Here is a 26,225-nt window from a genome sequence, read left to right as displayed (position 1 = left end):
TGATGTAACGATGGAAGGGAGACCCATGTTCCACAACAACCGATTTCTGAGTTCGACGATCCTGTGTGCGCTGCTCGCCCTGCCCTTTGCCGGCGCTGCACACGCCCAGACCGCCCCGGCTGCCGAAACGAAACGGCCGAATGCGCCGGATCAGAAGCCGGCTTTTGAGGGCCAGACACGCGCGCCGCAGGCCGCCTCCCAGCCGAATGTCGAAAAAACCATCGTCGCCGAGGGGCTGCCGCACCTGTGGTCCATGGAATTCCTGCCGGATGGCCGCATGCTTGTCGCCGCCAAGGAAGGGGCCATGCATATCGTCGCCGACGGCAAGGCAGGCCCGGCGATTGCCGGCGTACCGGAGGTGGCGTCCGACGGACAGGGCGGACTTCTCGACATCGCGCTCGCGCCCGATTTCGAAACATCGCGCACCATCTTCTTCTCCTTTTCCGAACCGCGCGATGGCGGCAACGGCACCTCCGTCGCGTCGGCCAAGCTGACCGAAGATGGCGGCGCGGCGAAACTGGAAAATGTCTCGGTGATTTTCCGCCAGATGCCGACCTATGACGGCGACAAGCATTTCGGCTCGCGCCTCGTCTTCGGACCTGACAACGAGCTTTATGTCACCGTCGGCGAGCGTTCGGATTCAAAGCCGCGCGTGCAGGCGCAGGATCTGTCGAGCGGGCTCGGCAAGGTCTTCCGCATCAATGCTGAAGGCAAGGCCTTTGAAGGCAACCCCTTCGCCGGCCAGCAGAACGCCCTTCCTGAAATATGGAGCTATGGCCACCGCAACCTGCAGGCCGCGGCACTTGATGGCCAGGGCAGGCTCTGGACCGTGGAACACGGGCCAAAGGGCGGCGATGAGCTGAACCTGCCCAAAGCGGGCCTGAACTACGGCTGGCCGGTCATCACCTACGGCGTCGAATATAGCGGCCGCTCGGTTGGCGAAGGCGCTACCGCCAAAGAAGGCATGGAGCAGCCGGTCTATTATTGGGACCCGGTCATCGGTCCCTCCGGCATGGCCTATTATGATGGCGACCTTATTCCCGAATGGAAGGGCGCCTTCATCGTCGGCGGTCTGGTGAGCCAGGGCCTCGTCATCCTGCACATCGACGGCGACAAGGTTGCGACCGAAAGCCGTCTTCCCCTTGAGGCGCGTATCCGCGACGTGAAGGTCGGGCCTGACGGCGCGGTTTATGCCGTGACCGAGGAGCGCGGCGGTGGTGAATCGCAGATTGTGCGGATCGCCAAGGCCGGCTGAGAAAACTAACGACCGGAACGACAGGCCGCCGGAACGAAGGCGGCCTGTTTTTCGTTTGCCGCAGCGTGAAACCTGCCGGAAAAAACGATGCCACAACCAGCCACCCGCCTTCTTGCAAAAATCGGACTTGCCTATGTCAACGATCAGGAACCGGGTATTTCCCGCGAAAAACGCGGGCGCGGTTTCTGTTACCGCCTGCCGGGCGGCGAGCTTCTCTCCGACAGCGTCGAACTGAAACGCATCAAATCGCTCGGTGTGCCGCCCGCCTATAGGGACGTCTGGATCTGCATCGACCCATCAGGGCATTTGCAGGCAACCGGCTTTGATGCACGCGGGCGAAAACAGTATCGCTATCACCCCGACTGGCACGCGCTCAGGGGCGAAACGAAGTTCTTTCAGCTCAAAAGCTTCGGCAAGGCGCTGCCCGCCATCCGCCGCCGCGCCATCGCCGATATCGAAAAACAGGATCACGGGCAGGAGATGACGCTTGCCGCGCTCACGTTGCTGCTCGATGCCGCCTATCTGCGCGTCGGCAATCGCTCCTATCTCGAAACCAACGGCACCTATGGCGCAACGACATTGCTCAAGCGCCACGTTTCCTTCGGCGAAACAATTGAACTGCGCTTCGCCGCCAAGGGCGGGCAAAAGGTAAGACGGCAATTGCGCCACCCGCGCCTGCAAAAAATCCTCGAGGAGATCGCCGATCTGCCCGGCAAGGAACTCTTCGTCTGGCAGGATAGCGAAAACCGGGTGCATTCGGTCGATCCCAGCGATCTCAATGCCTACCTCTCGCGCATCGGCGGCACCGGCATTTCCGCCAAGACCTTCCGCACCTGGGGTGGAACGCTCGCGGCCTTCTGCAACGCAATGGAGCATGTGGCATCAGGTGAAAAACCGAGCATAAAGGGCATGTGCCAGGCGGCTGCGGCGGAGCTTTCCAATACGCCCGCCATCTGCCGCAAGAGCTATGTGCATCCCGCCGTTCTCGACATAGCGGCTGAGGAAAAAGCCCAGAAAAAACTCGGCCGCATCTTGAAGGTCGGGGCAAAGCCCGTCTCCGGCCTGAGGGCGGATGAAAGACGGCTGCTTGCCTTCCTGCCCTGAGGGTCAGCGGTTTCCCGCCCATTCCGCCAGTTCGCGCTCGGCCCTTTCCAGCGCGCTGTAATTCAAAAGCTTGCGCAGGAAGGCGACAGTGACAGCGCGGGTTCGAAGATTATACCGCCCTTCCGCGTCGTCATCGCCAGCCGCCTGATGCACGTTCAGTTTCTCATACAGGCTTTGCAGGCGGTTCTGCACGCTGCGCAGCGACAGGTTGCGGCGGCGCGCAATCGCCTTGTCGGTGAGGCCGAGCGCGACATCGACAAGGATTTCGTATTCGGAATCGGTAAAGCCATGCGCCTTGCCGAGGCTCTTTTCCTGCAGCCCGCGCACTTCCCGGTCGATCACGCATTGCGCCTCGATAAAGATGCTGCGCAAGGCCAGCCGCAGACGGTCATCGGATGCCGATTTCAGCACGTAACCGTAAGCGGCGCCCTCTGGCACGATGCGGGAGACACCACGCACATAGGCCTCGTCGGAATAGTTGGACCAGAACAGGATGCGGGTGTCCGGCCGCTCCTTCCAGATGGTGCGCGCCGCCTCTATGCCGTTGCGCTCGTTCATCTGCAAATCCATGACGATGTGGGCGGCGCGATTTTCCCGCGCCAGCTTTTCGCCGGTTCTGCCGTTGGCCGCCTCCAGCACATTGTCGCATTCCGGCAGGGCGGCACGCACCGCCTCGTTCAGATAGGCGCGGTGCAGCGCATCGTCCTCAACGATCAGCACGTCCATGTCATAAATCCTCCCGCCGGTCGAAAGCATCCGCCGGCAAGGTCACTGTGATGCGGGTTCCCGCCCCCTTGCCGTTGCCGCCAATATCGAACCTGGCTGAAATCAGCCGCGCCCGCGTCTTCATGTTGCCGATGCCGAGGCCGCCGGACGCCCCGCCTTCGCCGCCGCCGCTGCCGTCATCACTCACCGTCACCCGCAAGCCTCCATCGATGGCGACAAGCGTTACGGCAATGGTTTCCGGCTGGGCATGGCGAATGGCATTGTTCACTGCCTCCTGTACGATGCGGAACAGCGATATCGCCACCGTCTTGTCGAGCCTTTCCACCAGCCCTTCCGTCTCATCGCTCACCGACCAGTCGATTGCCGACCCGCTATCGCGCACGGAGCGGTCTACATAGGTCTCGATGGCCTCGACAACGCCGAACAATTGCAGGATGGAGGGTTTCGCCTCCTCGATGATTTCACGCAGATCCTGCATGCAATGCTGCAGGCTGCGCACCACCGGCTCGAGCATTTCGCCCGAAACGTCCGGGGTATGGCTCATGCGTTCGATGCGCCGCGCCAGCCGGGTCAGGTCCGCCAGCGTCTGGTCATGCAGGTCCATGCCGATACGCTGCCGCTCGGCCTCCAGAGCCTCGGTCAATTGCAAGGCGCCCAGCCTCAAACCCTCCTCGCGGGCATTGGCGCGCGCCTCTTCAATGGCCGAGCGTTTGGCCTGCTCGGCGGCACGGATGGCGTAGAAATAGGGCGCCAGCAGATCCGCAACCGCGCGGGCATTCGTCACATCCTCCATCGTATAGGCGTTCGACTGGTGCGACGAGCAACTGAGCGCGCCAATGATGTCGCCATGCACCTTCATCGGCACATGCAGGCGGCTATGCAGATTAAGTTCGATGATCGGGCTGGAAAACGCCCCTTCGAAGTGGAAGCGCGGATCGGAGCAGGCGTCACCGCTTAACAGGTGCTCGACCTCGCCTGACAGCAGCGAACGGATCGGGCTTCCGGTGAGAAGGGCGGGCGGCTGCCGGCTCCAGGCGCTGACGAGACCGCTCTCATAGGCGATATGATATTTGTCATCCAGCTGCTTGATGCAGACATCCATATGGTCATGCGGGATGATATGGCTGATCTCCGTGGCGACCGCCTGAATGATGGCATTAAATTCCAGCTGCCCGGCAAGCAGCCGCGAAATGCCCATATAATGGTGAAAAAGAGCGCTTTTCGGCGTATCCAGCATGTGCGGACGCCCTCCCAAGCGTCTGCCTTCGACCTCTGCGGCGAAGTTTGAACCCATTGGGTGCCGCATCATTCATTCTGCGCCCGGCAGTGGCGTTTCGTCCTGCGGGTTCCCGCAAGCTTTCTGCGGAAACCCGCAGGAAGATTGCCGCGATCCGCCTATACAAGCCAAATCTTCTTGGTCATTCTCGCTTCTACTGGGGAAAGGAGCTCCAGTGCAAAGGAATTCCGCCTGCCGCCGAGGAGATTTGCGGCGCGCAAGGATTCCGGGCTCGAAAAGGGCAAGCCACGAGGGAGGAAATCAAATGGCTTTCAGGAAGATGCTTTTGGCATCGGCCGCTGTCGCATGCGCAGCTCTGCCGATCACCGCTCATGCCGACACGTCGGCCAAAAAAATCGCGCTTTCAAACAATTACGCTGGCAATTCCTGGCGTCAGGCGATGCTGACCAGCTGGGACAAGATCACCAAACAGGCGGTTGCCGACAAACAGGTTGCCGCCGCAGACGCCTTCACGACCGCCGAAAACCAGGCAACCGAACAGGCGGCGCAGATCCAGAACCTCATTCTTCAAGGTTATGACGCCATCGTCATCAACGCCGCTTCGCCTACAGCCCTCAACGGCGCGGTGAAGGAAGCCTGTGACGCCGGCATCACCGTCGTGTCCTTCGACGGCATCGTCACCGAGCCCTGCGCCTGGCGCATCGCTGTTGATTTCAAGGCGATGGGCGCAAGCCAGATCGACTATCTCGCCAAGGCCATGCCGAAGGGCGGCAACCTACTCGAAATCCGCGGTCTGGCCGGCGTTTCGGTCGATGACGAAATCCATGCCGGCATCGTCGACGCCGTCGCAAAGAATCCGCAGTTCAAGATCGTCGGCTCCGTCAATGGCGACTGGGCGCAGGACGTCGCGCAGCGCGCCGTCGCCGGCATTCTGCCGAGCCTTCCCGAAGTCGCGGCCGTCGTGACGCAGGGCGGCGATGGTTACGGCGCGGCACAGGCTTTCGCCGCCGCCAAGCGCCCGACACCCACCATTGTGATGGGCAACCGTGAAGACGAACTGCAATGGTGGAAACAGCAGAAGGACGCAAGCGGCTACGAGACCATGTCCGTCTCCATCGCTCCCGGCGTCTCGACACTCGCTTTCTGGGTGGCGCAGCAGATCCTCGACGGCAAGGACGTGAAGAAGGACCTGACCGTGCCTTTCCTGCGCATCGACCAGGGCAACCTTGAGGAAAATCTCAAGACGACCCAGAAAGGCGGCGTCGCGAATGTCGAATATTCGCAGGAAGACGCGCAGAAGGCCATCGCATCGGCCAAATAGGCCGGATCGGCTTAGAGCCTGAATATTGCGGCGCTCCCGGAACGGGCACCGCAATAGCCACCGATATTATCCGATTTTCAGATCACTGGCGTAATTGCTCATGAATGACATCATCGAGGCGGAAGAAGTCGTCGCCGCGCGCGGCGTGAAGGTCGTGTTCGGCGCGGTAAGGGCGCTTGATGGGGCCGATCTCGTCATCCGCACGGGAGAATGCCTCGGGCTCGTGGGCCACAATGGCGCGGGCAAATCCACCATCGTCAACGTCATCAATGGCGGGCTGACGCCGCATGAGGGTTCCATTTCCTATCGCGGCGAGCAAGGTCGCCACGGCATCGCGGCCGCCCGCGCCAGCGGCGTGCGCTGCGTGTTTCAGGAATTGTCGCTCTGCCCCAACCTCACAATCAGCGAAAATGTCCGCATCATGCATGCCGCAATCAGCGGGCGGAACTGGCGCGGGCGCGCGCTCATCATGATCCGGCAGACGCTGGACGAGATTTTTCCCGGCCACGGCATTGATTGCGAGCTGACGATTGCCGAACTTTCCATCGCCGAGCGGCAGATGGTGGAAATCGCCATCAATTTCTGCCGAACCCCTGATGCACCGAGACTTGTCATTCTCGATGAGCCGACGTCCTCGCTCGATGCCGGTCTTGGCGAGCAATTGATGGATTATGTCCGCCGTTTCGTGCGCACCGGCGGCTCCGTTCTGCTGATCTCGCATATTCTCGGCGAAATTCTTTCGACGGCCACCCGCATCGTGGTGATGAAGGACGGCCGTGTGGTCGCCAATCGGCCGGCGGGCGAATTCACGACACGCACGCTGGTGGAAGCCATGGGCAGCGTCGTCAAGGAACAGGACAGGCAAAAAAGCGAAAACCGCAAGGCGGGCGAAAAAGTACTTTCCATGCCGCCGCGTCGGGGTGAAGGCCTTGCCTTCGAGGCATTTCGCGGCGAGATCATCGGCCTCGCCGGTCTCGGCGGCCATGGCCAGACCGAAGCGCTTCTCGAACTTTACCTTGCCCGTAACAGCAGCTGGCTGCCCGCGCGCAAGACCGATATCGCCTTCGTGGCGGGGGACCGCAGCCTGAACGGGACCTTCCCGCTGTGGAGCATCCTGAAGAACCTTTCCATCGCTTCGCTCAGGGATATTTCATCCGCGGGCATGGTGGACAGGGGCAAGGAAACCGAACTCGGCGCGCAATGGAAAAAGCGCATCGAAATCCGCACGCCCGACATGGGCAACAAAATTCTTTCGCTGTCCGGCGGCAACCAGCAGAAGGTTCTGTTCGCCCGCGCCCTCGCCACTACAGCCAGCACCGTTTTGATGGACGACCCGATGCGTGGCGTCGATATCGGCACCAAACAGGAGGTCTACGATATCTTGAGAACCGAAGCCTCCCACGGCCGCACCTTCATCTGGTATTCCACCGAAATGGACGAAATCCGCCTTTGTGACCGGGTCTATGTTTTCCGCGACGGCGCCATTCAGGCCGAACTGGTGGGCGAGGACATCACCGAGCAGAATGTGCTGGCCGCCTCCTTTTCCGGAGAAGATCACGCATGAAACTCTCCGCCAGCGCCCTTCGCCTCATCATTCCCGCCGCCTCGCTCGCCTTCCTGCTCGCCGCCGTCTTCTACATGCAGCCGCGCGCCATGAGCTATACCGGCCTCAACCTGCTGTTCAATCTGGCGGTGCCGATCGCGCTTGCCACCATTGCGCAGATGCTGATCATGTCCGTCAACGATCTCGATCTGTCGATGGGCACCTTCGTCAGTTTCTGCGCCTGCGTCACCGCCACCTTCCTGCAAACCACGCCGCTGCTTGGTATTGCGATCTTTGCCGGTGCGATTGCGGTTTATGCCCTGTTGGGCGCCATCATCCATATCCGCGCCCTGCCCTCCATCGTTGTCACGCTTGGCATGAGTTTCGTCTGGGGCGGCCTTGCCGTTCTCATCCTCCCCTCGCCCGGCGGCCAGGCACCCGCCTTCATCCGCGCACTGATGACGGCAAAACCGCCGCTCGTGCCGATTGCCATTGTCGCCAGCATCGTGATTGCGGTCGTCGCCCATTACATCGTCATGCGCTCCTCCTTCGGCGTGCTGATGCGCGGCGTCGGCGGCAATTTCCGCTCGGTCGAACGCTCCGGCTGGTCGGTCGTCGGCATCCGCGCCGCCACCTTTGCGCTGGCCGGTTTCTTCGCGGTGCTGTCGGGCATCGCACTTGTCGGGCTGACGACATCGGCTGATGCCAATATCGCGCTTCGCTACACGCTGCTGTCGATTGCAGGCGTCATTTTAGGCGGCGGCGAATTCGTCGGCGGCCGGGTTTCACCCATCGGCGCCGTCATCGGCGCGCTGACGCTGACGCTCGCCGGCTCCTTCCTGTCCTTCATGCGCATTTCGCCAGACTGGCAGATCGGCGCTCAAGGGGCGATCCTCATCATCGTGCTTGCGCTGCGCATCCTGCTCAACCGTCTCGAAAAGCGGGAGAAAAACCAATGAACGGGCTTTCGTCCTTCTCCAAAAAACCGTGGATATGGTCCTTTGCCGCAACGGCTGTCGTCTGGATTATCACGGTGCTCTTCACCGGCGGTGCAAGCTCCTTCGGCCTGTCGCACGCAGCGCTGACATTCGCGGCCTTTTCCGTCATCGTCGGCATCGGCCAGATGTTCGTCATCACGCTCGGACCTGGTAATATCGACCTCTGCGTTCCTGCAACGATGACGCTATCAGGCACGCTGGCCCTCAAATTCATGGATGTGTCCGATGGTCTCATCCTGCCGGGATTGCTGATCGCCATCCTGATCGGCATCGCCATCGGCATCGGCAATTACACGCTGATCAAGCTCCTGCGCATTCCGCCGATCATTGCGACGCTGTCCATGAGCTTCATCGTGCAGTCCATCGCCATCTGGTCCAACCGCGGCCTGCGCATCAAACCGCCGGAAACACTGGCCACTTTCGCCACGTCCAGTTCTTTCGGCATTCCGAACGTGGCGCTCGTCGCGCTGCTGCTCTCGGTCACCGCCTGGCTGCTGCTCGACCGCACATTTTACGGACGCTGGATTTCCGCGATCGGCCAGAGCACCTTCGCCGCCCGCATGACAGGCATTCCGGTGGATGGAACCCGCTTCGTCACCTATGTGCTCTGCGCGGTGCTGGCGGCGATTGCCGGTTATCTGCTCGCCAGTTTTTCCGGCGGCGCAGCACTCAACATGGGATCGGAATACCTGCTGATGTCCATCGCCGTCGTTGTCATCGGCGGCACGGCGGTGGCGGGCGGCGATTCCAATGTTCCCGGCATCTGGGGCGCTTCGCTCTTCATGTTCCTGGTGGTATCGATGCTGAATACCTATGGTTTCGGCGCGGGTATCCGCCTCATCCTCACCGGCCTCATCATCATATCAGTCATCCTTCTGGCAAGCGGCCCCAAGGCCACGCGCTGAACCCCGAACGACAAGCCCTCAAGCGGACGACGCTCATGACCACAGACAAGACCTCCCCTTACGAAATCCACGATGACCGCTTCCGCCATCTGATCGTCGGCAACGCGGAACTGGAAGAGCTTTATTCCGGCTGCCGCTGGGCCGAAGGACCGGTGTGGGTTGCCGATCTGAACTGCCTGCTGTTCAGCGATATTCCCAATGAGCGTATGTTGCGCTGGGTGCCGGATGGCGGGATCTCGGTGTTCCGCCAGCCTTCCAACTTCACCAATGGCAACACACGCGACCGGCAGGGGCGACTTGTCTCCTGCGAACATGGCGGCCGTCGCGTCACCCGCACCGAAGTCGACGGCTCGATCACCGTTCTCGCCGACAGCTACGGCGGCAAGCGGCTAAACTCCCCCAATGACGTGGTGGTCAAATCCGATGGCAGTGTCTGGTTCACCGACCCCACCTACGGCATTCTTTCCGACTATGAGGGATACAAGGCAGAGCCAGAACAGAAGACGCGCAATGTCTACCGGCTCGATCCCGCAACCGGAAAGATCGACATCGCCATTGACGACTTCGTGCAACCGAACGGTCTCGCGTTTTCACCTGATGAAACGAAGCTCTATGTTGCCGACAGCTCCTACAGCCATGATGTCTCCCGCCCGCGCCATATCCGCGTTTTCGACGTGGTGGATGGCGTGAAGCTCGCCAATGGCCGGGAATTCTGCAATCTCGACAGCGGCCTGCCGGACGGTTTCCGTCTGGATACGGCTGGAAACCTCTGGACCAGCGCCGGTGATGGCGTCCACTGCTTTGCGCCTGATGGTACGCTCATCGGCAAGATCAAGGTGCCGCAGACAGTCGCGAACCTCACCTTCGGCGGCCCGAAAAAGAACCGCCTCTTCATCACCGCAACAAAATCGCTCTACTCCGTCTATGTCGCCGCAACCGGCGCGCAAACGCCTTGAGGTGGTGAAAAACCGGAGGACACGGGCCGGGAGGGAACTGGCAAGACGGCTTCACCGCGCTATAAAAGCGGAATGAACGATGATTCCAGCCCTTTCCTGACCGACGATATGGCCCTGGATGGTGAAACGCCGGCCGTTGAGCCCACCAGCCGCATGCAGTCCTGGGCGCGCAATTCCGCTCTCTACCGGCTGGAACAGCGCATGATGACGGAAAAGCAGCTGCGCGACGCCATCATGCGCAAGGCGCGGGAAAAATTCGAGGATATCACCCCGGCGCAGGTGAAGGCGCTCGGCGAATTTGCCGTCACTTTTGCTTATGGCATCAAGGCGCTCGACGACACCGCCTATGCGGAAATTGCCGTGCGGAGCGGCCAGCGCAGCGGCAAGTCGAAACGCGGGCTTGCGCAAAAACTTCAGATCAAGGGCGTCGCCCGGGAAACGGCTGCAGTCGCGCTGCAGGAAACCAATGATCTGGTCGCCGCCGTCATCTTTGCACGCAAGCGCGCCTTCGGGCCTTTTCGCCGGGTCGAGCTGGATGAAAAACGTAAGGCCAAGGAATTCTCCGCCTTCGCCCGCAACGGCTTCAGTTTTGAAATCGGCGCAAGAGTGATGGCGATGACGGCGGAGGAGGCCGAGGAGATTATCGCCGAAGCACCGCTCTGACACCTATTGCGGCATGGGATGGGTTTTCAGATAGGCGATCAGATCGGCTATATCCGTTTCGCTCCAGAGGCCGAAAAAGCGCATCGCATTTCCCGGGATAGCCTTCTTCGGGCTGGAAAGGAATTTTTGCAGTTCCTCCTCAGACCATACCCGGTCAGCCGCACCGGCATCCTTCAGCGCCTGCGAATAATGGCCGTAATCAGCCACGGAAGCCATCGGCCTGCCCACCACGCCCATCAGATGCGGCCCCATGCGGGTGCGCGGCGTGTCAACGCTGTGGCAGGTGGAGCAGCGGCTGAAGACCTTCTCGCCATGGGCCGCATCGCCCTCGGCAAAGGCGCTCGACGCAAACAGGAGGAAGAACGCGGTCGCCGCTGCAGCTTGTTGGGACATGAAAATCATGGTCCGGATAATACAACGCCCTCTCCGTCTGACAACGAAGAGGGCGTTTTTGACATGCGACAGAATGCCCGGTCAAAACACCGGGCATTTCGCCGATCAGTTCGTGGCCGTCAGCGTCACGGACGTACCGGTGGCAGCGAGGTTGAGACCAACCTGGCCGGTCACGCTGACCGTCTGCAGCTGGATGGAGCCGGAAGTGCCGCCAACGAGAACGTTGGTGCCGACGCCGAGACCGACGGTGACTTCAGCCGTAGCGCCCTGATAAAGGCCACCCAGCGAACCGCGGTGGTAACCGGCGGTCGGGGCGAAAACGGCCCAGACCAGACGGCCCTGCGTGGTGAAACCGAGGTCGACACCCATCTTGCGGATGGCGCCGGAGTAATGGTCGGTGCGACGGGCGCCCATGGTGGACTGGAAAGTGCAATCCAGTTCCTTGGCCGAGCCGAGAACGTAACCGACGCCGCCGCCGATATCGCAGGTTAGGTAACCGATCTTGACGCCGTTGCGATCGTCCTGCTCCTGCGGAGCCGGCTCATATCTTGCAAGGTCGGCAGCGAGGGCGGATGCGGTTCCGCCAAGGCCCATCGTCAATGCGGCAAAAGTTACGGCAACAGCCTTTTTCATCTGATTTTCTCCTGTTTTATTCCTACCCGCAGCAGCCCTTCTTGCCCTCTCCGGATATTGAATTCCGCACTGTTAACGTTTGTTCCCTGAAATCGATCCAAAACAACTTAATTGGAGGCGATGAAAGCGGAACGGTTAACAGTGTCTGATGGCGGTAGGATGCCATTAAGACATTGTTAGGGCGGGAAATGCGTGCGGAATCGCCATCAACAGCCAGCGTTGCCGGCCGTTGTTTTGCTGCAACAACTCAAAGCGGCAGAGCGACGGGAAAGCCGGTGGCGGCATGGGTCATGACATCCATGCGAACGCCATAGATGCGCTGCAACGTCTCCGGCGTCATGATCTCCTGCGGCGTTCCCCGTGCGATAAGCTGGCCGGAATGAAGCGCAACGATCTCATCGCAGAAGCGTGCTGCCATGTTGACGTCATGCAGCACCACGATGACGCCAAGACCCTTTTCGCGCGACAGTCTCTGAACCAGCGAAAGCACTTCGATCTGGTGCGCCATGTCGAGTGCGGAGATGGGTTCATCGAGAAGCAGGCTTTCAGCGTTCTGGGCCACCAGCATGGCAAGCCACACGCGCTGGCGCTCGCCGCCGGAAAGCGTATCGACCAGCCGGTCGCGGAAGGCGATGGTATCGGTAAGCTCGATCGCCTCGTCCACCTTCTCCTGATCCGCCTTGCTAAATTGCCCGAGCGCCCCGTGCCAGGGATAACGGCCGAGCGCCACCAGCTCCTTGGCCAGCATGCCGGAAGCAGCCGGCGTATATTGCGGCAGATAGGCGAGCTTTCGCGCAAATTCGCGATTGCCCCAGGCGCCGAGTGATTTTCCCTCGAACGAGACCTTGCCCGCCGTCGGTTCCTGAATGCGTGCGAGAATCTTGAGCAGCGTCGATTTTCCCGAACCGTTATGACCGATCAGACCGATGGTCTTGCCGGTCGCAAAACTTGCCGTCAGTGGGTGCAGCAATGTCCTGCCCGGCACTTCCATCGTGACGCCATCAAGAGAAAAAAGCGGGATATCGTCGTAATCGACGGCAAGTGCTGCCTCACCCATGGTTCTCATCTCCGTAAATGTTCAAATAAATCATTGGCGCCTGCCTGAAAGCCAGATCAGATAGGGCGCGCCGGCCAGAGCCGCAAAAAGCCCGAGCGGCAGTTCATAGGGAAAGGTCACCGTTCGCGCCCCGAGATCGGAAAGCGCCATCAGCACCGCGCCGAACAGGAAAGAAGCCAACAGATGATCGCGCGGCGTGGTGAAGCCGGCGCGAAGCGCAATGTGCGGCGCCATCAGCCCGACGAAACTCAAGGGACCGACGAGCAGCGAGGCGGCCCCCGTGGCGATACCCGCCACCGCGATGACGGCGATACGCGCCAGGCCGAGCGGCAGCCCGAGCGAGAGCGGCACATCCCGGCCAAGCGGCAGGATCGTCAACCAGCGCGTCACCGACAGGGCAGTCGCCAGAAGCACGATGGAAAGAATGGCGAGAAAGATTGCCGAAGCCGGTGTCGCGGTCGAACCAGAGCCGCTGAGCCAGGCGAGAATCTGCCATGCCCGCTGGTCACCAATCGCAAGCAGCGCCGAAAGCACCGCCGAGCAGAGCGAACTGATAGCAATGCCGGCGAGCAGGATTTTTTCTGGCGCCAGATGCCGGCGCACGGAAAAGAACAGGACGAGGATCATGACGCCCGCCGAGCCGATGCCGGCGCCGCAAAACAGCTCGAACAGACCGGCCGCCGGAAAAATCGTGATGGCGGCGGCAAAACCGAGGCCTGCGCCGCCGCTGACGCCGATGACCTCCGGGCTTGCCATCGGATTGCCGGTGAGCCGCTGCAAAAGAGCACCCGCCATGGCGAGAAGACCGCCGGCGGCGATGGCCGCCATCAGCCGGGGCCAGCGGAAGGGCAGAAGGCTTTGCAGGTCACCCGCCCCCAGCATTGTCCAGCCCTGAGGCCCCCTGCCGATGGCGAGTGCTGCAAAGATCAGCGCGGCCATGACGATGAGCATCGGCAGCAGGGCCGTAAACCCGCGTCTTGTCGCGAGATCGACGCCTTCGCCGCGATGCACGTCGGTCGGCCGGATTTTCGGCAGCAGCCAGAGAAGCAGCGGGCCGCCGATCAGGGCCGTCACCGCGCCGGTCGGGAAAACTTCCGCCGTCTTGTTTGCCAGAAGTTGCACGATACCGTCGCAGAACCAGAGCAGCAGGCCGCCCAGAAGCGGGGAAACGAAGAGCACCGAAGAGGAGCGCCGCACGCCAAGCGCCCGGGTGAGCGCGGGTGCCGCAAGGCCGATGAAGCTGACGAGGCCAACCGCCGAAGCGACGAAGGCGGCCAGCATGACGGCGACGGCGGCGACGGCGAGCCTGATCGAAAACAGCGATACGCCGAGCGATCGCGCGCCGGAATCGCCGAGACCGAGAACCGTCAGCGGCCTAACCAGCAGGCCCGTCAGGACAAGCCCCACGAGAAGCTGAAAGGTGAGAGACAGGGCGTTCGACCAATCCTGCTGACTGAGCGAGCCGCCATTCCAGACCACGAGCGACATCAGATATTCGCCCTGCGCGAGCGTCAGCGCCGCGGAAACGGATGCGGCGGTAATGCCGACCAGGAGCCCTGCCACCACCATGGTTACCGGTTCGAAGGAGCGTCGCCAGCCAAGCAGGAAGACAATACCGGCGGCAGCGGCAGCGCCGGCAAGCGCCACCAGTGCGCGGTTGCCATCCAGCACCGAGGGAAAGAACAGCGTGGCGATGACGATGGCCAGTTGCGCGCCAGCCGAGATGCCGAGCGTCGAGGGATCAGCGATCGGGTTGCGCAGCAATTGCTGAAAAAGCGCGCCCGAGAGACCCAGCATCGCGCCCGCCAGAATGGCGACCGCCACACGCGGCATCAGGCTGAAAGCGAGGATGACCTGATCCATCGACATGGCGGCGGCATCAAAAGGCAGGCCGGGCCACGCACCGAAAGGCAGCCGCAGCAACCCGGCATGCAGGGAAAGACCGCAGGCCAGAATGAACAAAAGCCCGAAGAAAAGCGGGAGAGGCCGCACCATCACAGGGCTTCTCCCCGTGCCGAGAGCGCTTCGGTCAGAAGCCTCGCGAAACGCATGCCGGCGGTGATGCCGCCATAGGGGCCGACATTGGCAAGCGTCACCACCCGATTTTCGCGCACGGCAGGCAGCGCGCGCCAGATGGCGCTGTTGCGCAGAGTTTCCCGCGCCTCCACCGGAATATCGGAGACGATGACGATGCGCGCATCGGATGAGGCGGCGAGGTTTTCAAGCGGCACCGGGGCCGCGAAGGTGAATTGCGACCGATCCACCCAGGCATTGGTCAGCCCCAGACGGCCAAGAACATCCCCGAACATGCTATCCGCACCAAAGGCACGAAAATGCCGGGCGTCGCCTATGTTGATGACATAGGTCGGCCGTGCGGAAAAACCGGCAAGACGGGTCCGCATGGCTTGCAGTGCCGCTTCCGTTTCACCCAGAACCTTGCGCGCCTCTTCGGCCCGCCCGAGCTTTTCACCAAGCGCGGTGACCGCCGCCAGCGCCTTTTCGAAAGGCGGCTCGCCCTTCACGTAAAAGGGCAGCGAAAAGACGGGGGCGATCGCTTCCAGCCTGCCGGTATAACGTGTGTAGAAAGGCGAAATCAGAATGAGCTCTGGCCGGGTGAGCTGCAGAAGCTCGAAATTCGGAGCGCCGCGCAGGCCGAGATCGGCGACAGTTTCAGGGATATCAGGCTCGACCGCGCCGGCCCGGAACTGGATGAGTTCCGTCGCCGCCACCGGCATGACGCCGAGCGCCACAGATGTTTCCAGCATGGCCCAGTCGATGGCGGCGATGCGCGGCGTCACTGCTGCCCGCGCCTTGCCCGCAAGAGCCGAGGCGGCGAGCAGGCTTAAAAATTCCCGCCGCCCCCAGAGGGGGGAAATCCATCGATCCTTACGCGTCATGCCCCTGCTGCTTCACTTTGATATGGCGTTACCAACGGTAGGTCAGCTTGCCCATAACGGTCCTGCCGTCACCGTAATAGCATCCGAAAGTGGAGCAACTAGAAATATATTCTTTATCAGTCAAGTTTTGCACCAGAAGCGAGGCGCGGTAGCCGTTCTTCTCGTAATGCACGCCGAGATCGAGCAGGGCGAGGCCCTTCATTTCGAAGGCATTGGCCGCATCGCCATAACGTTTTCCGACATAACGGACACCGCCGCCGATGCCGAAACCTTCAAGCGCCGTATCTTCCGGGAAGGTGTAGTCGAGCCAGAGGCTGGCGGCGTGCCGGGGCGTGCTATCCAGTTCCTTGCCGTTGTTCACACGGCCGGAGACCTCGCTGTCCATGTAGGTATAGGCCGCCCGCAGGTCGAGCCCGTCTGCAAGGCTTGCGACGCCTTCCAGTTCGAGGCCCCTCACATGCGCCTCGTCCATCTGCTGCGTTACCCCGCCCACCGTCGTCGTGACGTTCTTTTGTTTCAGATCGTAGATCGCCGCGGAAAAGAAACCGTCAAAGCCCTCTGGCTGATATTTGATGCCCGCTTCCCATTGTTCGCCCGTGGTCGGTTTCGGCGCATCACCGACAGCCGGCTGCGGCACCGGCTCGAAGGAGGTCGCGTAGCTGACATACGGCGCGATGCCGCCATCGAAGAGATAGCTGACCCCGACACGGCCCGTCAGCTTATGGTCGTCCTTGTCGAGAGTGCGGTAGGTCGTTCCGTTGAACGTCGTGCCGCCGGTGCTTGCCCAATCCTGCCGCAGACCGGCGGTGACCCGCCAGTTCTCAAAGGCCATCTCGTCCTGCGCATAAAGACCGATCTGGGAAATATCCGTCTTCACATCGGCATAAAGCGTGCGCGAGGTGAGACTAATTGGCCCGCCATAAACAGGATTGACGGGATTGAGCGGCGTTGCGGCCCAGAATTCGGTTTTGACGTTATTGTCGAAATAGCGGTAATCCAGCCCGACAAGCAGGGTGTGGTCGACTGGTCCCGTGGAGAACTCCGCCTGCAGGCTGTTGTCGATGTTGAAGGTGTTCAGCAATTCATCCTGGAACGTCGCATTGCGGCGGATGAGATTGCCGATCATGCCGCCGCTGGTCGAAGACATGCCGAGCGCCCGGTAGGACCAGTCGAAATTGGAATAACGCGCATTCTGCCGGAAGGTGAAGGTCTCGTCGAAACGGTGCTCGAACTCATAGCCGATATTGGTGAACTTGCGGCTTGAGGTATCGAAAGAGGGATCGCCGACATAAAAGCTGCGATCCAGCATGTTGCCTGGTCTCAGATAGGTCAGCGCCGGCGGCAGACCAGACGGTGAACTCGGATTGTCGTGCTGATAGGAGGCGAGAACCGTCAGTTTCGTATCCTCGTCGGGCTGCCATGTCAGCGCCGGGGCGATGAAATAACGGTCATTCTGCAGATTGTCCGTCTGAAGATGGGCGTTGCGGGCAAGGCCGGTGAGGCGATAGGCAAAACTGTCGCTATCCGCGACCGGCCCACCAATATCGAACATCGACTGGTAATAATCGAAGCTGCCGATCTGCGCTCCGACTTCGCCGAAACGCTCGAAAGTCGGCCGCTTGCTGATGAGATTGATGAGACCGCCGGGATTACCCTGACCGTAAAGCACCGAGGCCGGCCCGCGAATGACTTCCACCCGCTCCAGACCGTAGACCTCATAAGACGGCGCACCGGCCGTGCGCATCAGCCGCAGACTGTTGAGGAACTGCAGCTGGTTACCCTGAAAGCCGCGAATGCGCGGCGCATCGAAACGTGGATCCGCCCCAAACGGCTGCGCGACGACGCCAGGCACATAATTCAGCGCCTCGCTGAGATTACGGATATTCTGCGCATCCATCTGATCCCTGGTGATGACGGAAACCGATTGCGGCGTCTCGATGAGGGATCGCCCCGTCTTGGTGGCGCTGGCGCTGGTTTTTGCCACATAGCCCTTCACCGGCGCCTTGGGGTCCTGATTTTTCGCGCCGTCCACGGTGATGGTCTGCAGCACCGTCGTTCCGGCTTCCTGCGCAAGGGCAACGCCGGAGGTCACGAACGCCACATAGGCGATGGCAGCGCAACCGCCCGCCAGAATGGAAATGTGTTTAGATTTTCCCTGCACGCCAAGACCCTTCATCAACCGCGCCGCCATGAGACGGTTATTTTTCTGGAGAATTTAAGTCATCTTATTACGCAAGGAGCGGATTGTGATCCAATAAGTGAAACTGGATTTTTTCAGAACTACTGATTATGAAAATTCTCACGGATAATAGCTTGGAATTATTCAAATCCGTCAGGAAAGGCCGTGATGATGGGCAGGAAACCGGCAAACCGGGCGGACGCGTTCGAGCTGCGGCACCTGCGCTATTTCACCACGCTGGTGGATGAGCGAAATTTCGAGCGCGCCGCCGCCCGCCTCGGCATTGCCCAGCCGGGTTTGAGCCAGCAGATCATGGCGCTCGAGCAGATCGTCGGCATGCCGTTGCTTGACCGGACAAGGCGATCGGTGAAGCTCACCACGCCCGGCCAGCTTCTTTATGAGGACGCCCGCAAAATTCTCGCCAATGCCGAGGCGACACTTGCGGCGCTCAAACGCGTCGATCGCGGCGAGACGGGCCGCATCTCAATCGGTTATGTCGCTTCGGCCGCCTATTCCGGCCTGATGATCCAGTCCATCGCCAGTTTCCGCGCCTCCCATCCCGACGTGGAATTGCAGCTCATCGAGATGGAAATGCGGCTGCAGCTCGCCAAGATCGCCGACGGCAACCTGGATTTCGCCTTCATCCGCCCGCCTGCGCCCGTTCCGGAAGGCGTCACAACCCATGTGGTTCTGCGCGAACCGCTGGTGGCCGCACTTCCTGAAAACCATCCGCTGGCCTTTGCGCTGCAGCTCGATCTCAAGAATCTTGCCGACGAGACCTTCATCACGCCGCGGCAGCCGCCGGATGTCGGCTTTCATTACAATACGATAGAAGCCTGCAATGAGGCCGGGTTCCAGCCGACGATCAGCCCGGAAGGCCGGGATTACACCACCATTACCAGCATGGTGGCGATCGGCCTCGGTGTGGCGCTGGTGCCGCGCTCGCTCGATTGTCTGCGGTTGCCGGGCGTGCGCTACGTGCCGCTTGCAGCGAGCGCCACGACTTCGGACCTCGCCATCGCCCACCGGAAAACGGAAGCCTCTCCCGCCGTCAGGGCCTTCATTCTCCATACCCGCAATTGACGCGACAGTACCCGTGGACGAAAAAACCCGTCATCGTCCGTTTACGCAGCATCGGCGGCAACAGGCCGGGCGATGCAACTACATGAGATTGCGGAAAGAATGGCGCTCTTTTCGGCAAACCGGAAGCAAGGCCTAAATCCCGTACGGACATTTTCTGTTCCCGCTTTTCCCCGCGGCCGCGGCGTACCGCATAATCGCGGCAGATTTCGATTTACGGGAGACAGCAATGGCTGAGACTTACGAACACCACGCCGCAGGCCTCGAATCCCCGGCATCCCATGCTTTCGAGGTTGTTCCTGATGATACGAACCCGCTTCCTTCCCCCACGCGGGCCATCTATGTGGGCAATGGTGGTCATCTCTGCCTGACCCTGCTTTCCGGCGCGACGGTGACCTTCCAGAACCTGCCCGCAGGCAGCCTGCTGCCGGTCAGGGCCACCCGCATATTTGCAACCCGCACCACCGCCACAGGCATTCTGGGGCTCAATTGAGCGCTCCATCGCCAGCCGATCATCGATCTGAAACGCGGCCCCCGCCAGACATCCACCAAGGAGTGTGACACTTTCATGACAAGCTTTCAGGTTGATGTCAGCAAAATGAAGCATCCGCCATTGATCGGCCCATGCGGCAGCTTGGACAGCGGCGTTCCCGCCCCTTTTTCGTTGCCGCCGGCCTATCGGAAATCTGGTGGATCTGGCAGTGGCTCTTTTTACCGCGAAAGCGACGGGAACAATAACGTATCGTCCGGAGATCGGCAGCGTGCCGCTCAGCCTGCTGACGGCGGCCTATCTGCTGTTTTTCACGAACCGGACATTCTGGTCGAAGGTTCACACCTATCTTTCCGCCTATCCGGTTGCCATCGTCGCGCTTTATGTCGCCATGGCCGCCCTTCTCAGCGCGCTGATCATCATTTTTTCCGCCAAATATACCATCAAGCCGTTTTTGATCGTCCTGGTCTTCGCCGCGGCGGCCGCTTCCTGGTTCATGGATCGTTACGGCATCGTCATCGACAGCGACATGATCCGCAACGCCATGGAGACGACACAGGCGGAGGCAGGCAATCTCATCACGCCCGGCTTTCTCTGGCATATGGCGATTTACGGACTGGTGCCGTCCCTCGTCATCATCGCCGTCCGCATCAGACACCGGCAGATCCTCGACAAGCTTTTGTGGAACACGATCAGCATCCTGATCTGTCTTTCCATCGCCGGCATCATCAGCTTCGCCAATTCCAAGACCTTCACCACGGCCGTGCGCCAGCACAAGGATATCGTCAAAAGCGTCAATCCCCTGTCGCCGATCATGTCGGCCATTCATTATTTCACGCTGGCCGGCAAGGAAGTCGATATTCAGGTCAGCCCGGTCGGCAGGGATGCGAAAATTCTGCCTTCATTGGGCGGCGTCCGCAAACCCCGCATCACCGTCATCGTGGCGGGTGAGACGGCGCGGGCCGCGAACTTTTCCCTGAACGGTTATGGGCGCGATACCAATCCCGAACTCGCAAAACGCGGCGTGATCTATTTTCCGAACACGACCAGTTGCGGCACTGCGACGGCAATTTCCATTCCCTGCATGTTCTCGAAGTTCCCGCGTTCGCAATATAGTCACAACAAGGCGCTCGCCAATGAAAACGTCATGGATGTTCTCGTCCATGCCGGGGTCAGCGCGACATGGCTGGATAACAATACCGGCAGCAAGAACGTGGCCGACCGCATCCCTTATTTCGATCTGCCCTCGACCAATGACAGCCGCTTCTGCACTGGCGGGGAATGCCGCGACGACATCTTCTTCGACAAGCTCGACGCCTGGCTCAACAACGTCACCAAGGACAGCGTCATCGTGCTGCACCAGATGGGCAGCCATGGGCCGACCTATTATCTGCGCTACACCGACGAGTTCCGCAAATTCACCCCGGATTGCCGCACGGCCGAGCTTGGCAACTGCTCCGATGCGGAGATTGTCAACTCCTACGACAACACGCTTCTTTATACCGACCACTTCCTTTCGACCGTGATCGACAAGCTGAAGGCCCGTTCCGACAGGCTGGCGACGGGCATGATCTATGCGTCCGACCACGGCGAATCGCTTGGCGAAAACGGCGTCTACCTGCATGGTGCGCCCTATCTGCTTGCGCCCGACCAGCAGACCCATGTGCCGTTTCTCGTCTGGTTCGATGACGATTTCGCCAGATCCATGGGGCTGGATAAAGCCTGCCTGGCAAAAAGCGCGGCAGAGGGCGGGCGCTCGCACGACAATTATTTCCACAGCATCCTTGGAATGATGAACGTCTCCACTTCGGTCTACGATCCCTCGCTCGATGTATTCGGCGGCTGCACCAAGCGCCAGAACAGCTGAAACACCGTGCTTGACGCTTATCCGGAGAAAGAGATACGCAGGACGAAGCGATAGAGGGAGCTGTCTTGCGGGTTCTGCTTGTTGAAGACGATCATGTGCTGGGGGAAGCGCTGCGAGACCATGTCGCCGCGGCGGGTCACGCTGTCGACTGGTTCAAGACGCTGGGTGACGCCATGGCGGCGACGCTGACCATGGGTTATGGCCTGATCCTGCTCGACATGCGCCTGCCGGATGGCGAAGGCATCACCCTTCTGCAAACCCTGCGCAGGCGCGACGACGCGACACCTGTCATCATTCTGACGGCCCATGATCAGGTCTCCGACCGGATTGCCGGGCTGAATGCCGGGGCCGACGACTATCTGGTCAAGCCCTTCGATCTCAACGAGCTTTCAGCGCGCATGCTGGCGGTCTCGCGCCGTTACGAAGGGCGCTCGGCCCCCGTCATCCGCCTGCCCGGCATCGAGATCAACCAGGTGGCGCGCAATATCACCGTTGACGGAACGGCGCAGACGCTGAGCGCCCGGGAATGGGCCGTGCTCGAAAAACTCGTCGAACATCCCGGCGCGGTCGTCTCGAAAGCGCAATTGCACGACACGCTTTACGAATTCGGCGCGGAAATAGAAAGCAACACGGTCGAGGTCTATATCAGCCGGCTGCGCAAGAAAATCGGCCATGACCGCGTCGAGACCGTGCGCGGCGTCGGCTACACCATCAGGTAAGAACGGCAGGCAGGCAGATATGGCCAGACCGACCAGCATGACCCGCAAACTCGTCACAGCGCTGACGAGCGTTGTCGCCATATCCTGGCTTCTCGCCTGCGGATTGGGCGTCATGGTGATGCAGGACGAATTCGCCGAGATTTTCGACGCCGGTGTTAAGGAAACCGCCGAAAGGCTGCTGCCCCTGCTGGTGGACGACCTCAGGGAAAACAATACCGCGCCTGCCGCGCAAAAGCTCAACCAGACGTCGGAACGGGCGGAGTATCTGACCTATCAGGTTCGCGACCGGGAAGGACAGGTGGTGCTGCATTCGCATGACAGTTCGACGGAGCCTTTCGAGGTCTCGCTCGAACCCGGTTTTTCCGAAACCGCGACCCAGCGCATCTTTACGGTTGCGACACCGGACGGCAATTATTTCCTGCAGGTCGCCGATGCCTTCGCCAATCGCCGCGAGGCGATCGAAGAGGCGGGCACCGCGCTGCTGCTTCCCGTTCTCATCCTCATTCCCGCCAGCATTTTCGCCGTCATCGTCGTGGTGCGCAGGACATTGCGACCGATACAGACCCTGCGCGACGACATCGGCAAGAAGGATGGAGGCAATCTCGCACCGCTGCCAACACAGCCCTTTCCGGCCGAACTTCATCCCATCGCCCGTTCGGTCAATCTGCTGCTCGGGCGGTTGCGATCGGCAATCGAGGCGGAACGGGAATTCACCGCCAACAGCGCCCATGAATTGCGCACGCCGATTGCCGGTGCCTTGGCGCAGGCGCAGCGGCTCCATGCCGACATCCCGCCGGAACTGGCGCCGCGCGTGGAAAATATCGAAAAATCCCTGCAGCATCTCGGCCATCTCGCCGAAAAACTGCTTCAGATGTCGCGGGCGGAAGCAAGGATCGGGGTTACCGACAAGGCGAACGATCTCATTCCCGTTCTCGAACTCGTCATCGACGATATGATGAGAACGGCAATCGGCTCATCCCGCATCCGCTTCACCAATCGCTGTGAAGGCGGCCTATCCTGCAAGATAGGCGCGGATGCCTTCGGCATCATCATCCGCAACCTCCTCGAAAACGCGCTGATCCACAGCCCGCCGGAAAGCCCCGTGCAGGTCGTCGCCGAAACAGACGGCACGATCCGCGTCGTGAATTCCGGCCCGGCAATCGACGGGGCGCTCCTACCCAAGCTGACGACGCGTTTTACCCGAGGCCAGACCTCGGCTGATGGCACCGGGCTCGGCCTTGCCATCGTCAAAAGCCTGGTGGAGCAGACCGGCGGAGAGCTGGTGCTTTCCTCTCCGGCGCCGGGCCGGCAGGACGGTTTTGAGGCCCGCATCGTTCTTCCGGTCGAAGCCGCCTGAATGCGCTGAAAACAAAAACCCCGCCGGGAAGGCGGAGCTTTTATCGGTTCGGATAGAGCGGAGGGGCTCAATCCTCGTGGATATGGCTGTGATCGCGCGTATCGCGCATCTTCACATAAACCACCAGCGACAACGCGATCATGATCGTCACATACCAGAAGAACCAGTTTTCGTGGCCGATCTGCTTGAACTTCAGGGCCACGAATTCCGCCGTTCCGCCGAATATGGTGTTTGCCAGCGCATAGGGCAGAGCCACGCCAAGCGCGCGGATATGGGCGGGGAACATTTCCGCCTTCACCACCGCATTGATGGAAGTGTAGCCGGTAACGATCAACAGACCGACCAGCACGAGGGCGAAAGCCATGATCGGATCGGTCGTCGTCGAAAGCGTGCTGAAGATTGCGTAGGTGAACAGCGTGCCAAGAATGCCGAAGCCCACCATCAGCGGCTTGCGGCCGATCTTGTCCGAAAGCGCGCCGGCAATCGGCTGGCACAGCATGAAGACGAAGAGCGCAGCCGTGGTAATTTCGGTGGCGCTTTCCTTGCTGAAACCTGACGTGTTGACGAGGAACTTCTGCAGATAGGTCGTATAGGCATAAAAGGCGAGCGTGCCGCCTGATGTCAGCGCCATCACCATCAGCGCTTCCCTCGGATAGTGCTTGAACAGCGCCCATCCGCTGGATTTCGGCTTGTCGGCGGCTCCGCTCTTGGCGTTTTCGAAGGACTGCGTCTCGGCAAGGCCACGGCGGATATAGAACACCGCGATCGCCAGGATGCCGCCGATGAAGAAGGGAATGCGCCAGCCCCAGGAGCCAAGCTGCTCCGGTGTCAAGGCCCGCTGCAGCACCAAAAGCACCGCCAGCGCCAGAAGCTGACCGGAAATCAGTGTCACATACTGGAAACTGGAGAAGAAACCGCGGCGGTTCTTTCCGGCCATTTCGCTGAGATAGGTCGCGCTCGCGCCATATTCGCCACCAACGCTGATACCCTGCAGAAGGCGGGCGAAAACCAGAATGGCCGGTGCGGCAATGCCGATCGTCTCATGGCCGGGCGTGATTGCGATCAGCAGCGAGCCGAGACACATCAGCGTGACTGACAGTGTCAGGCCGGCCTTGCGGCCCTTGCGGTCGGCATAGGTGCCCATGAACCAGGCCCCGATGGGCCGCATCAGAAATCCGACAGCAAAAACGGCGGCCGCACTCAGGAGTTCGGCGGTCTGGTTTCCGGAAGGGAAAAACACCGGCGCGAAATAAAGGGTGAAGGCCGAATAGACGTACCAGTCGTACCATTCGACGAGGTTGCCCGCCGATCCGCCGATAATGGATTTCAAACGGGTTTTCTGGTCCGGTGCCGTGGCAGGACCATTTGCCATAATATTCACGGGTAAACTCCAATTCATCTTCGTCTGGAGATGGAAGGGCGAACGGAAGGTGTGATAATTTGTCGCTCTCGGTGGGGGTATATACCCGTCATATTGCAGTGCGCAAGTTTATACCGCATCGCAATATTGCCGAGGAAACAGTCAGGGCTTCCAAGACCCTCGTGGCTCCCGACCTTTAACCACCGGTCTTCTCGTCGGGATTTTGGGTAGACACCGAGAAAGTAAAAAGCGCCGCGACTGTGATCCGCCTTGTAAGCCGCCCGCGCTCAAACTAAAAAATATCAATGATTTACGATATATCGGACATCCAGATCGAAAAGCTCCTCATTGCCGCCGCCCGTGCCGGCGAGGCGCTGGCGCGGCTGGACGAGCGGATCGCCCGGTCACCGATGAAACACGGCTTCATCGAAAGGCAGGATTTCACCGACGCCATTTCCTCTATGTGGGTGGACGGCGAACTCGTCCATATGGAAGATCTGGTGCTGCATGACGCGCATATGGATGTGCGCGCACCGACCCATGAAATGACGGCGGCACACCGGATTCTCCGTTCAAGGCGGCTGATCTTTTCCAATGCCGCCGGCTGGGCCTTTACCGCACCGGGTCTTTCGAGGCTCCGCGGCAGGGCCGCGCTTGCCGAAGAGGCAGCGCCCCCCGGACAAACGCTCGATCACTCCCTTGATGAAGAAGCCGACGTGGAGGGGGAAACATCGCTGGATGGCGCTTTTTCCGAGCTGGACGCGCTTCTGGCGCGCAGCGCCGCAACGCTCGATGCGATTACCACCGGCAACGCGCTTCCGACGATGCACCGGGAGGAAAGCCATGCGATCATCAACGAACCCGACTGGGACGAGGATGAAAGACTGAAAGAATGGTGGGAGGTGCATGCACGCACAGAGGAATTACCCGCAATTCTTCGCACCGCCATCCTGCTCGACGCCTGGAACATGATCGAGGTGCTGCAACGCAGCCCCTGGCTCGGCCGGCTTCTGGCCTCCGCTTTTCTGCGCGACGGCGCCGTCACGCCCGATCACCTGCCGGCGCTGAGCGCCGGTCTTCGCGCGATCCCACGCGAGCGCCGGCACGCGAGACACCAGACGCAGCGCCTTATCGCCCTTCTCGACAGCTTCTACGAAGCGGCACAGGCCGGCATGAAGGAACATGACCGGCTGACCCACGCGCGCGAGCGCATGATGCGCAAGCTGGCCGGCCGGCGTTCCTCCTCGCGTTTGCCTGAACTCGTGGAGCTTGTCGTCTCCCGGCCGGTGGTCTCGGCGGCGATGATCGTCAAGGAACTCGGCACCACGCCGCAGGGCGCGATCGGCCTCGCCAACCAGCTGGAATTACGGGAAGTGACGGGTCGTGGCCGGTTTCGCGCCTGGGGCATGCTGTAGCGAAAGCCGCCCTAACCCCCGCGGAAACCCCGAAAAACGGCATTTTTTCGGCCTTTTCCCGGCAAGACGC

The 26,225-nt window shown here is 60.8% G+C and carries 23 protein-coding genes; 14 read left to right on the top strand and 9 right to left on the bottom strand.

Annotation, left to right across the window (positions count from 1 at the left end; genetic code table 11):
• Nucleotides 1–25: 25 nt before the first annotated feature.
• Both V6R85_RS16265 and V6R85_RS16260 read left to right on the top strand, forming a co-directional pair.
• Complete coding sequence (locus tag V6R85_RS16265; protein ID WP_112295865.1) at nucleotides 26–1,255, top strand: PQQ-dependent sugar dehydrogenase; 1,230 nt, start codon at nucleotides 26–28, stop codon at nucleotides 1,253–1,255.
• An 87-nt stretch (nucleotides 1,256–1,342) separates the two neighbouring features.
• Nucleotides 1,343–2,359 carry a DNA topoisomerase IB gene (locus V6R85_RS16260; protein ID WP_336377084.1) on the top strand — a complete coding sequence of 339 codons (1,017 nt, stop codon included), beginning with the start codon at nucleotides 1,343–1,345 and terminating at the stop codon, nucleotides 2,357–2,359.
• A gap of 3 nt (nucleotides 2,360–2,362) precedes the next feature.
• Here V6R85_RS16260 and V6R85_RS16255 read toward each other — a convergent pair whose 3' ends face one another.
• Both V6R85_RS16255 and V6R85_RS16250 read right to left on the bottom strand, forming a co-directional pair.
• A complete protein-coding gene (locus tag V6R85_RS16255; protein ID WP_020010058.1) occupies nucleotides 2,363–3,085 on the bottom strand; it encodes a response regulator transcription factor in 723 nt (240 codons plus the stop codon).
• 1 nt (nucleotide 3,086) lies between these two features.
• Complete coding sequence (locus tag V6R85_RS16250; RefSeq protein WP_111834844.1) at nucleotides 3,087–4,322, bottom strand: GAF domain-containing sensor histidine kinase; 1,236 nt, start codon at nucleotides 4,320–4,322, stop codon at nucleotides 3,087–3,089.
• A 304-nt stretch (nucleotides 4,323–4,626) separates the two neighbouring features.
• On the opposite strand from V6R85_RS16250, the gene V6R85_RS16245 reads away from it, so the two are divergent.
• The 6 genes from V6R85_RS16245 to recX all read left to right on the top strand — a co-directional run bounded on the left by V6R85_RS16245 (nucleotide 4,627) and on the right by recX (nucleotide 10,708).
• The gene (locus V6R85_RS16245; protein WP_003508476.1) at nucleotides 4,627–5,643 is read left to right on the top strand and encodes an ABC transporter substrate-binding protein; all 1,017 of its coding nucleotides are present in this window, start codon (nucleotides 4,627–4,629) and stop codon (nucleotides 5,641–5,643) included.
• A 100-nt stretch (nucleotides 5,644–5,743) separates the two neighbouring features.
• Nucleotides 5,744–7,207 (top strand): ATP-binding cassette domain-containing protein, encoded by a 1,464-nt coding sequence (locus tag V6R85_RS16240; RefSeq protein WP_112295866.1) that lies wholly within the window; start codon nucleotides 5,744–5,746, stop codon nucleotides 7,205–7,207.
• Nucleotides 7,204–8,145 carry an ABC transporter permease gene (locus V6R85_RS16235; RefSeq protein ID WP_060723793.1) on the top strand — a complete coding sequence of 314 codons (942 nt, stop codon included), beginning with the start codon at nucleotides 7,204–7,206 and terminating at the stop codon, nucleotides 8,143–8,145. The genes V6R85_RS16240 and V6R85_RS16235 overlap by 4 nt, the downstream gene beginning before the upstream one ends.
• Nucleotides 8,142–9,089 (top strand): ABC transporter permease, encoded by a 948-nt coding sequence (locus tag V6R85_RS16230; protein WP_336377083.1) that lies wholly within the window; start codon nucleotides 8,142–8,144, stop codon nucleotides 9,087–9,089. The genes V6R85_RS16235 and V6R85_RS16230 overlap by 4 nt, the downstream gene beginning before the upstream one ends.
• Nucleotides 9,090–9,124: 35 nt before the next feature.
• Nucleotides 9,125–10,045, top strand: coding sequence for an SMP-30/gluconolactonase/LRE family protein (locus V6R85_RS16225; protein ID WP_003508469.1), 921 nt, complete (start codon nucleotides 9,125–9,127; stop codon nucleotides 10,043–10,045).
• 72 nt (nucleotides 10,046–10,117) lie between these two features.
• Nucleotides 10,118–10,708 carry a recombination regulator RecX gene (recX, locus tag V6R85_RS16220; protein ID WP_111784232.1) on the top strand — a complete coding sequence of 197 codons (591 nt, stop codon included), beginning with the start codon at nucleotides 10,118–10,120 and terminating at the stop codon, nucleotides 10,706–10,708.
• Nucleotides 10,709–10,711: 3 nt separating this feature from the next.
• Here the strand turns inward: recX and V6R85_RS16215 are convergent, their stop codons facing one another.
• The 6 genes from V6R85_RS16215 to V6R85_RS16190 all read right to left on the bottom strand — a co-directional run bounded on the left by V6R85_RS16215 (nucleotide 10,712) and on the right by V6R85_RS16190 (nucleotide 17,879).
• On the bottom strand, nucleotides 10,712–11,110 hold the full coding sequence (locus tag V6R85_RS16215) for a c-type cytochrome (protein WP_111792929.1): 399 nt from the start codon (nucleotides 11,108–11,110) through the stop codon (nucleotides 10,712–10,714).
• 96 nt (nucleotides 11,111–11,206) lie between these two features.
• Entirely contained in the window at nucleotides 11,207–11,734 is a 528-nt protein-coding gene (locus V6R85_RS16210; RefSeq protein ID WP_003508463.1) for a DUF992 domain-containing protein, read from the bottom strand.
• Nucleotides 11,735–11,981: 247 nt separating this feature from the next.
• Nucleotides 11,982–12,791, bottom strand: a complete 810-nt coding sequence (locus V6R85_RS16205) for an ATP-binding cassette domain-containing protein (RefSeq protein WP_112295868.1) — start codon at nucleotides 12,789–12,791, stop codon at nucleotides 11,982–11,984.
• 30 nt (nucleotides 12,792–12,821) lie between these two features.
• Complete coding sequence (fhuB, locus tag V6R85_RS16200) at nucleotides 12,822–14,789, bottom strand: Fe(3+)-hydroxamate ABC transporter permease FhuB (RefSeq protein ID WP_112294076.1); 1,968 nt, start codon at nucleotides 14,787–14,789, stop codon at nucleotides 12,822–12,824.
• Entirely contained in the window at nucleotides 14,786–15,688 is a 903-nt protein-coding gene (locus V6R85_RS16195; protein ID WP_020809213.1) for an iron-siderophore ABC transporter substrate-binding protein, read from the bottom strand. Before V6R85_RS16195 ends, fhuB begins: the two co-directional genes overlap by 4 nt.
• A gap of 28 nt (nucleotides 15,689–15,716) precedes the next feature.
• The gene (locus V6R85_RS16190) at nucleotides 15,717–17,879 is read right to left on the bottom strand and encodes a TonB-dependent siderophore receptor (protein ID WP_336377082.1); all 2,163 of its coding nucleotides are present in this window, start codon (nucleotides 17,877–17,879) and stop codon (nucleotides 15,717–15,719) included.
• A 156-nt stretch (nucleotides 17,880–18,035) separates the two neighbouring features.
• Between V6R85_RS16190 and V6R85_RS16185 the strand changes: the two genes are divergently transcribed.
• From V6R85_RS16185 to V6R85_RS16165, 5 genes are all read left to right on the top strand, one after another.
• Nucleotides 18,036–18,950 (top strand): LysR family transcriptional regulator, encoded by a 915-nt coding sequence (locus V6R85_RS16185; protein ID WP_003508453.1) that lies wholly within the window; start codon nucleotides 18,036–18,038, stop codon nucleotides 18,948–18,950.
• A gap of 226 nt (nucleotides 18,951–19,176) precedes the next feature.
• Nucleotides 19,177–19,440 carry a spike base protein, RCAP_Rcc01079 family gene (locus V6R85_RS16180; RefSeq protein ID WP_003508451.1) on the top strand — a complete coding sequence of 88 codons (264 nt, stop codon included), beginning with the start codon at nucleotides 19,177–19,179 and terminating at the stop codon, nucleotides 19,438–19,440.
• A gap of 196 nt (nucleotides 19,441–19,636) precedes the next feature.
• A complete protein-coding gene (locus tag V6R85_RS16175) occupies nucleotides 19,637–21,304 on the top strand; it encodes a phosphoethanolamine transferase (protein WP_112295869.1) in 1,668 nt (555 codons plus the stop codon).
• Between the two features lie 65 nt (nucleotides 21,305–21,369).
• Nucleotides 21,370–22,023, top strand: coding sequence for a response regulator (locus V6R85_RS16170; protein WP_020809211.1), 654 nt, complete (start codon nucleotides 21,370–21,372; stop codon nucleotides 22,021–22,023).
• Between the two features lie 19 nt (nucleotides 22,024–22,042).
• On the top strand, nucleotides 22,043–23,380 hold the full coding sequence (locus V6R85_RS16165; RefSeq protein ID WP_112295870.1) for a sensor histidine kinase: 1,338 nt from the start codon (nucleotides 22,043–22,045) through the stop codon (nucleotides 23,378–23,380).
• A gap of 67 nt (nucleotides 23,381–23,447) precedes the next feature.
• Here the strand turns inward: V6R85_RS16165 and V6R85_RS16160 are convergent, their stop codons facing one another.
• Nucleotides 23,448–24,752, bottom strand: a complete 1,305-nt coding sequence (locus tag V6R85_RS16160) for an MFS transporter (RefSeq protein ID WP_065695327.1) — start codon at nucleotides 24,750–24,752, stop codon at nucleotides 23,448–23,450.
• A gap of 293 nt (nucleotides 24,753–25,045) precedes the next feature.
• Here V6R85_RS16160 and V6R85_RS16155 point away from each other — a divergent pair, with 293 nt between their 5' ends.
• Nucleotides 25,046–26,155 (top strand): RHE_PE00001 family protein, encoded by a 1,110-nt coding sequence (locus V6R85_RS16155; RefSeq protein ID WP_112295871.1) that lies wholly within the window; start codon nucleotides 25,046–25,048, stop codon nucleotides 26,153–26,155.
• The last annotated feature ends 70 nt before the right edge of the window (nucleotides 26,156–26,225 follow it).

Source organism: Agrobacterium sp. CCNWLW32, assembly GCF_037083425.1.
Taxonomy (GTDB): Bacteria; Pseudomonadota; Alphaproteobacteria; order Rhizobiales; family Rhizobiaceae; genus Agrobacterium; species Agrobacterium radiobacter.
This window is presented reverse-complemented; position numbering and strand designations above follow the sequence as displayed.

Coding starts and splice junctions, on each gene's coding strand:
- recX (WP_111784232.1), top strand. CDS start 10,118: ATGAACGATGATTCCAGCCCTTTCCTGACCGACGATATGGCCCTGGAT.
- V6R85_RS16160 (WP_065695327.1), bottom strand. CDS start 24,752: ATGGCAAATGGTCCTGCCACGGCACCGGACCAGAAAACCCGTTTGAAA.
- V6R85_RS16245 (WP_003508476.1), top strand. CDS start 4,627: ATGGCTTTCAGGAAGATGCTTTTGGCATCGGCCGCTGTCGCATGCGCA.
- V6R85_RS16235 (WP_060723793.1), top strand. CDS start 7,204: ATGAAACTCTCCGCCAGCGCCCTTCGCCTCATCATTCCCGCCGCCTCG.
- V6R85_RS16225 (WP_003508469.1), top strand. CDS start 9,125: ATGACCACAGACAAGACCTCCCCTTACGAAATCCACGATGACCGCTTC.
- V6R85_RS16165 (WP_112295870.1), top strand. CDS start 22,043: ATGGCCAGACCGACCAGCATGACCCGCAAACTCGTCACAGCGCTGACG.
- V6R85_RS16155 (WP_112295871.1), top strand. CDS start 25,046: ATGATTTACGATATATCGGACATCCAGATCGAAAAGCTCCTCATTGCC.
- V6R85_RS16185 (WP_003508453.1), top strand. CDS start 18,036: ATGATGGGCAGGAAACCGGCAAACCGGGCGGACGCGTTCGAGCTGCGG.
- V6R85_RS16250 (WP_111834844.1), bottom strand. CDS start 4,322: ATGCTGGATACGCCGAAAAGCGCTCTTTTTCACCATTATATGGGCATT.
- V6R85_RS16260 (WP_336377084.1), top strand. CDS start 1,343: ATGCCACAACCAGCCACCCGCCTTCTTGCAAAAATCGGACTTGCCTAT.
- V6R85_RS16215 (WP_111792929.1), bottom strand. CDS start 11,110: ATGATTTTCATGTCCCAACAAGCTGCAGCGGCGACCGCGTTCTTCCTC.
- V6R85_RS16210 (WP_003508463.1), bottom strand. CDS start 11,734: ATGAAAAAGGCTGTTGCCGTAACTTTTGCCGCATTGACGATGGGCCTT.
- V6R85_RS16190 (WP_336377082.1), bottom strand. CDS start 17,879: ATGGCGGCGCGGTTGATGAAGGGTCTTGGCGTGCAGGGAAAATCTAAA.
- V6R85_RS16205 (WP_112295868.1), bottom strand. CDS start 12,791: ATGGGTGAGGCAGCACTTGCCGTCGATTACGACGATATCCCGCTTTTT.
- V6R85_RS16195 (WP_020809213.1), bottom strand. CDS start 15,688: ATGACGCGTAAGGATCGATGGATTTCCCCCCTCTGGGGGCGGCGGGAA.
- V6R85_RS16180 (WP_003508451.1), top strand. CDS start 19,177: ATGGCTGAGACTTACGAACACCACGCCGCAGGCCTCGAATCCCCGGCA.
- V6R85_RS16265 (WP_112295865.1), top strand. CDS start 26: ATGTTCCACAACAACCGATTTCTGAGTTCGACGATCCTGTGTGCGCTG.
- V6R85_RS16240 (WP_112295866.1), top strand. CDS start 5,744: ATGAATGACATCATCGAGGCGGAAGAAGTCGTCGCCGCGCGCGGCGTG.
- V6R85_RS16255 (WP_020010058.1), bottom strand. CDS start 3,085: ATGGACGTGCTGATCGTTGAGGACGATGCGCTGCACCGCGCCTATCTG.
- V6R85_RS16230 (WP_336377083.1), top strand. CDS start 8,142: ATGAACGGGCTTTCGTCCTTCTCCAAAAAACCGTGGATATGGTCCTTT.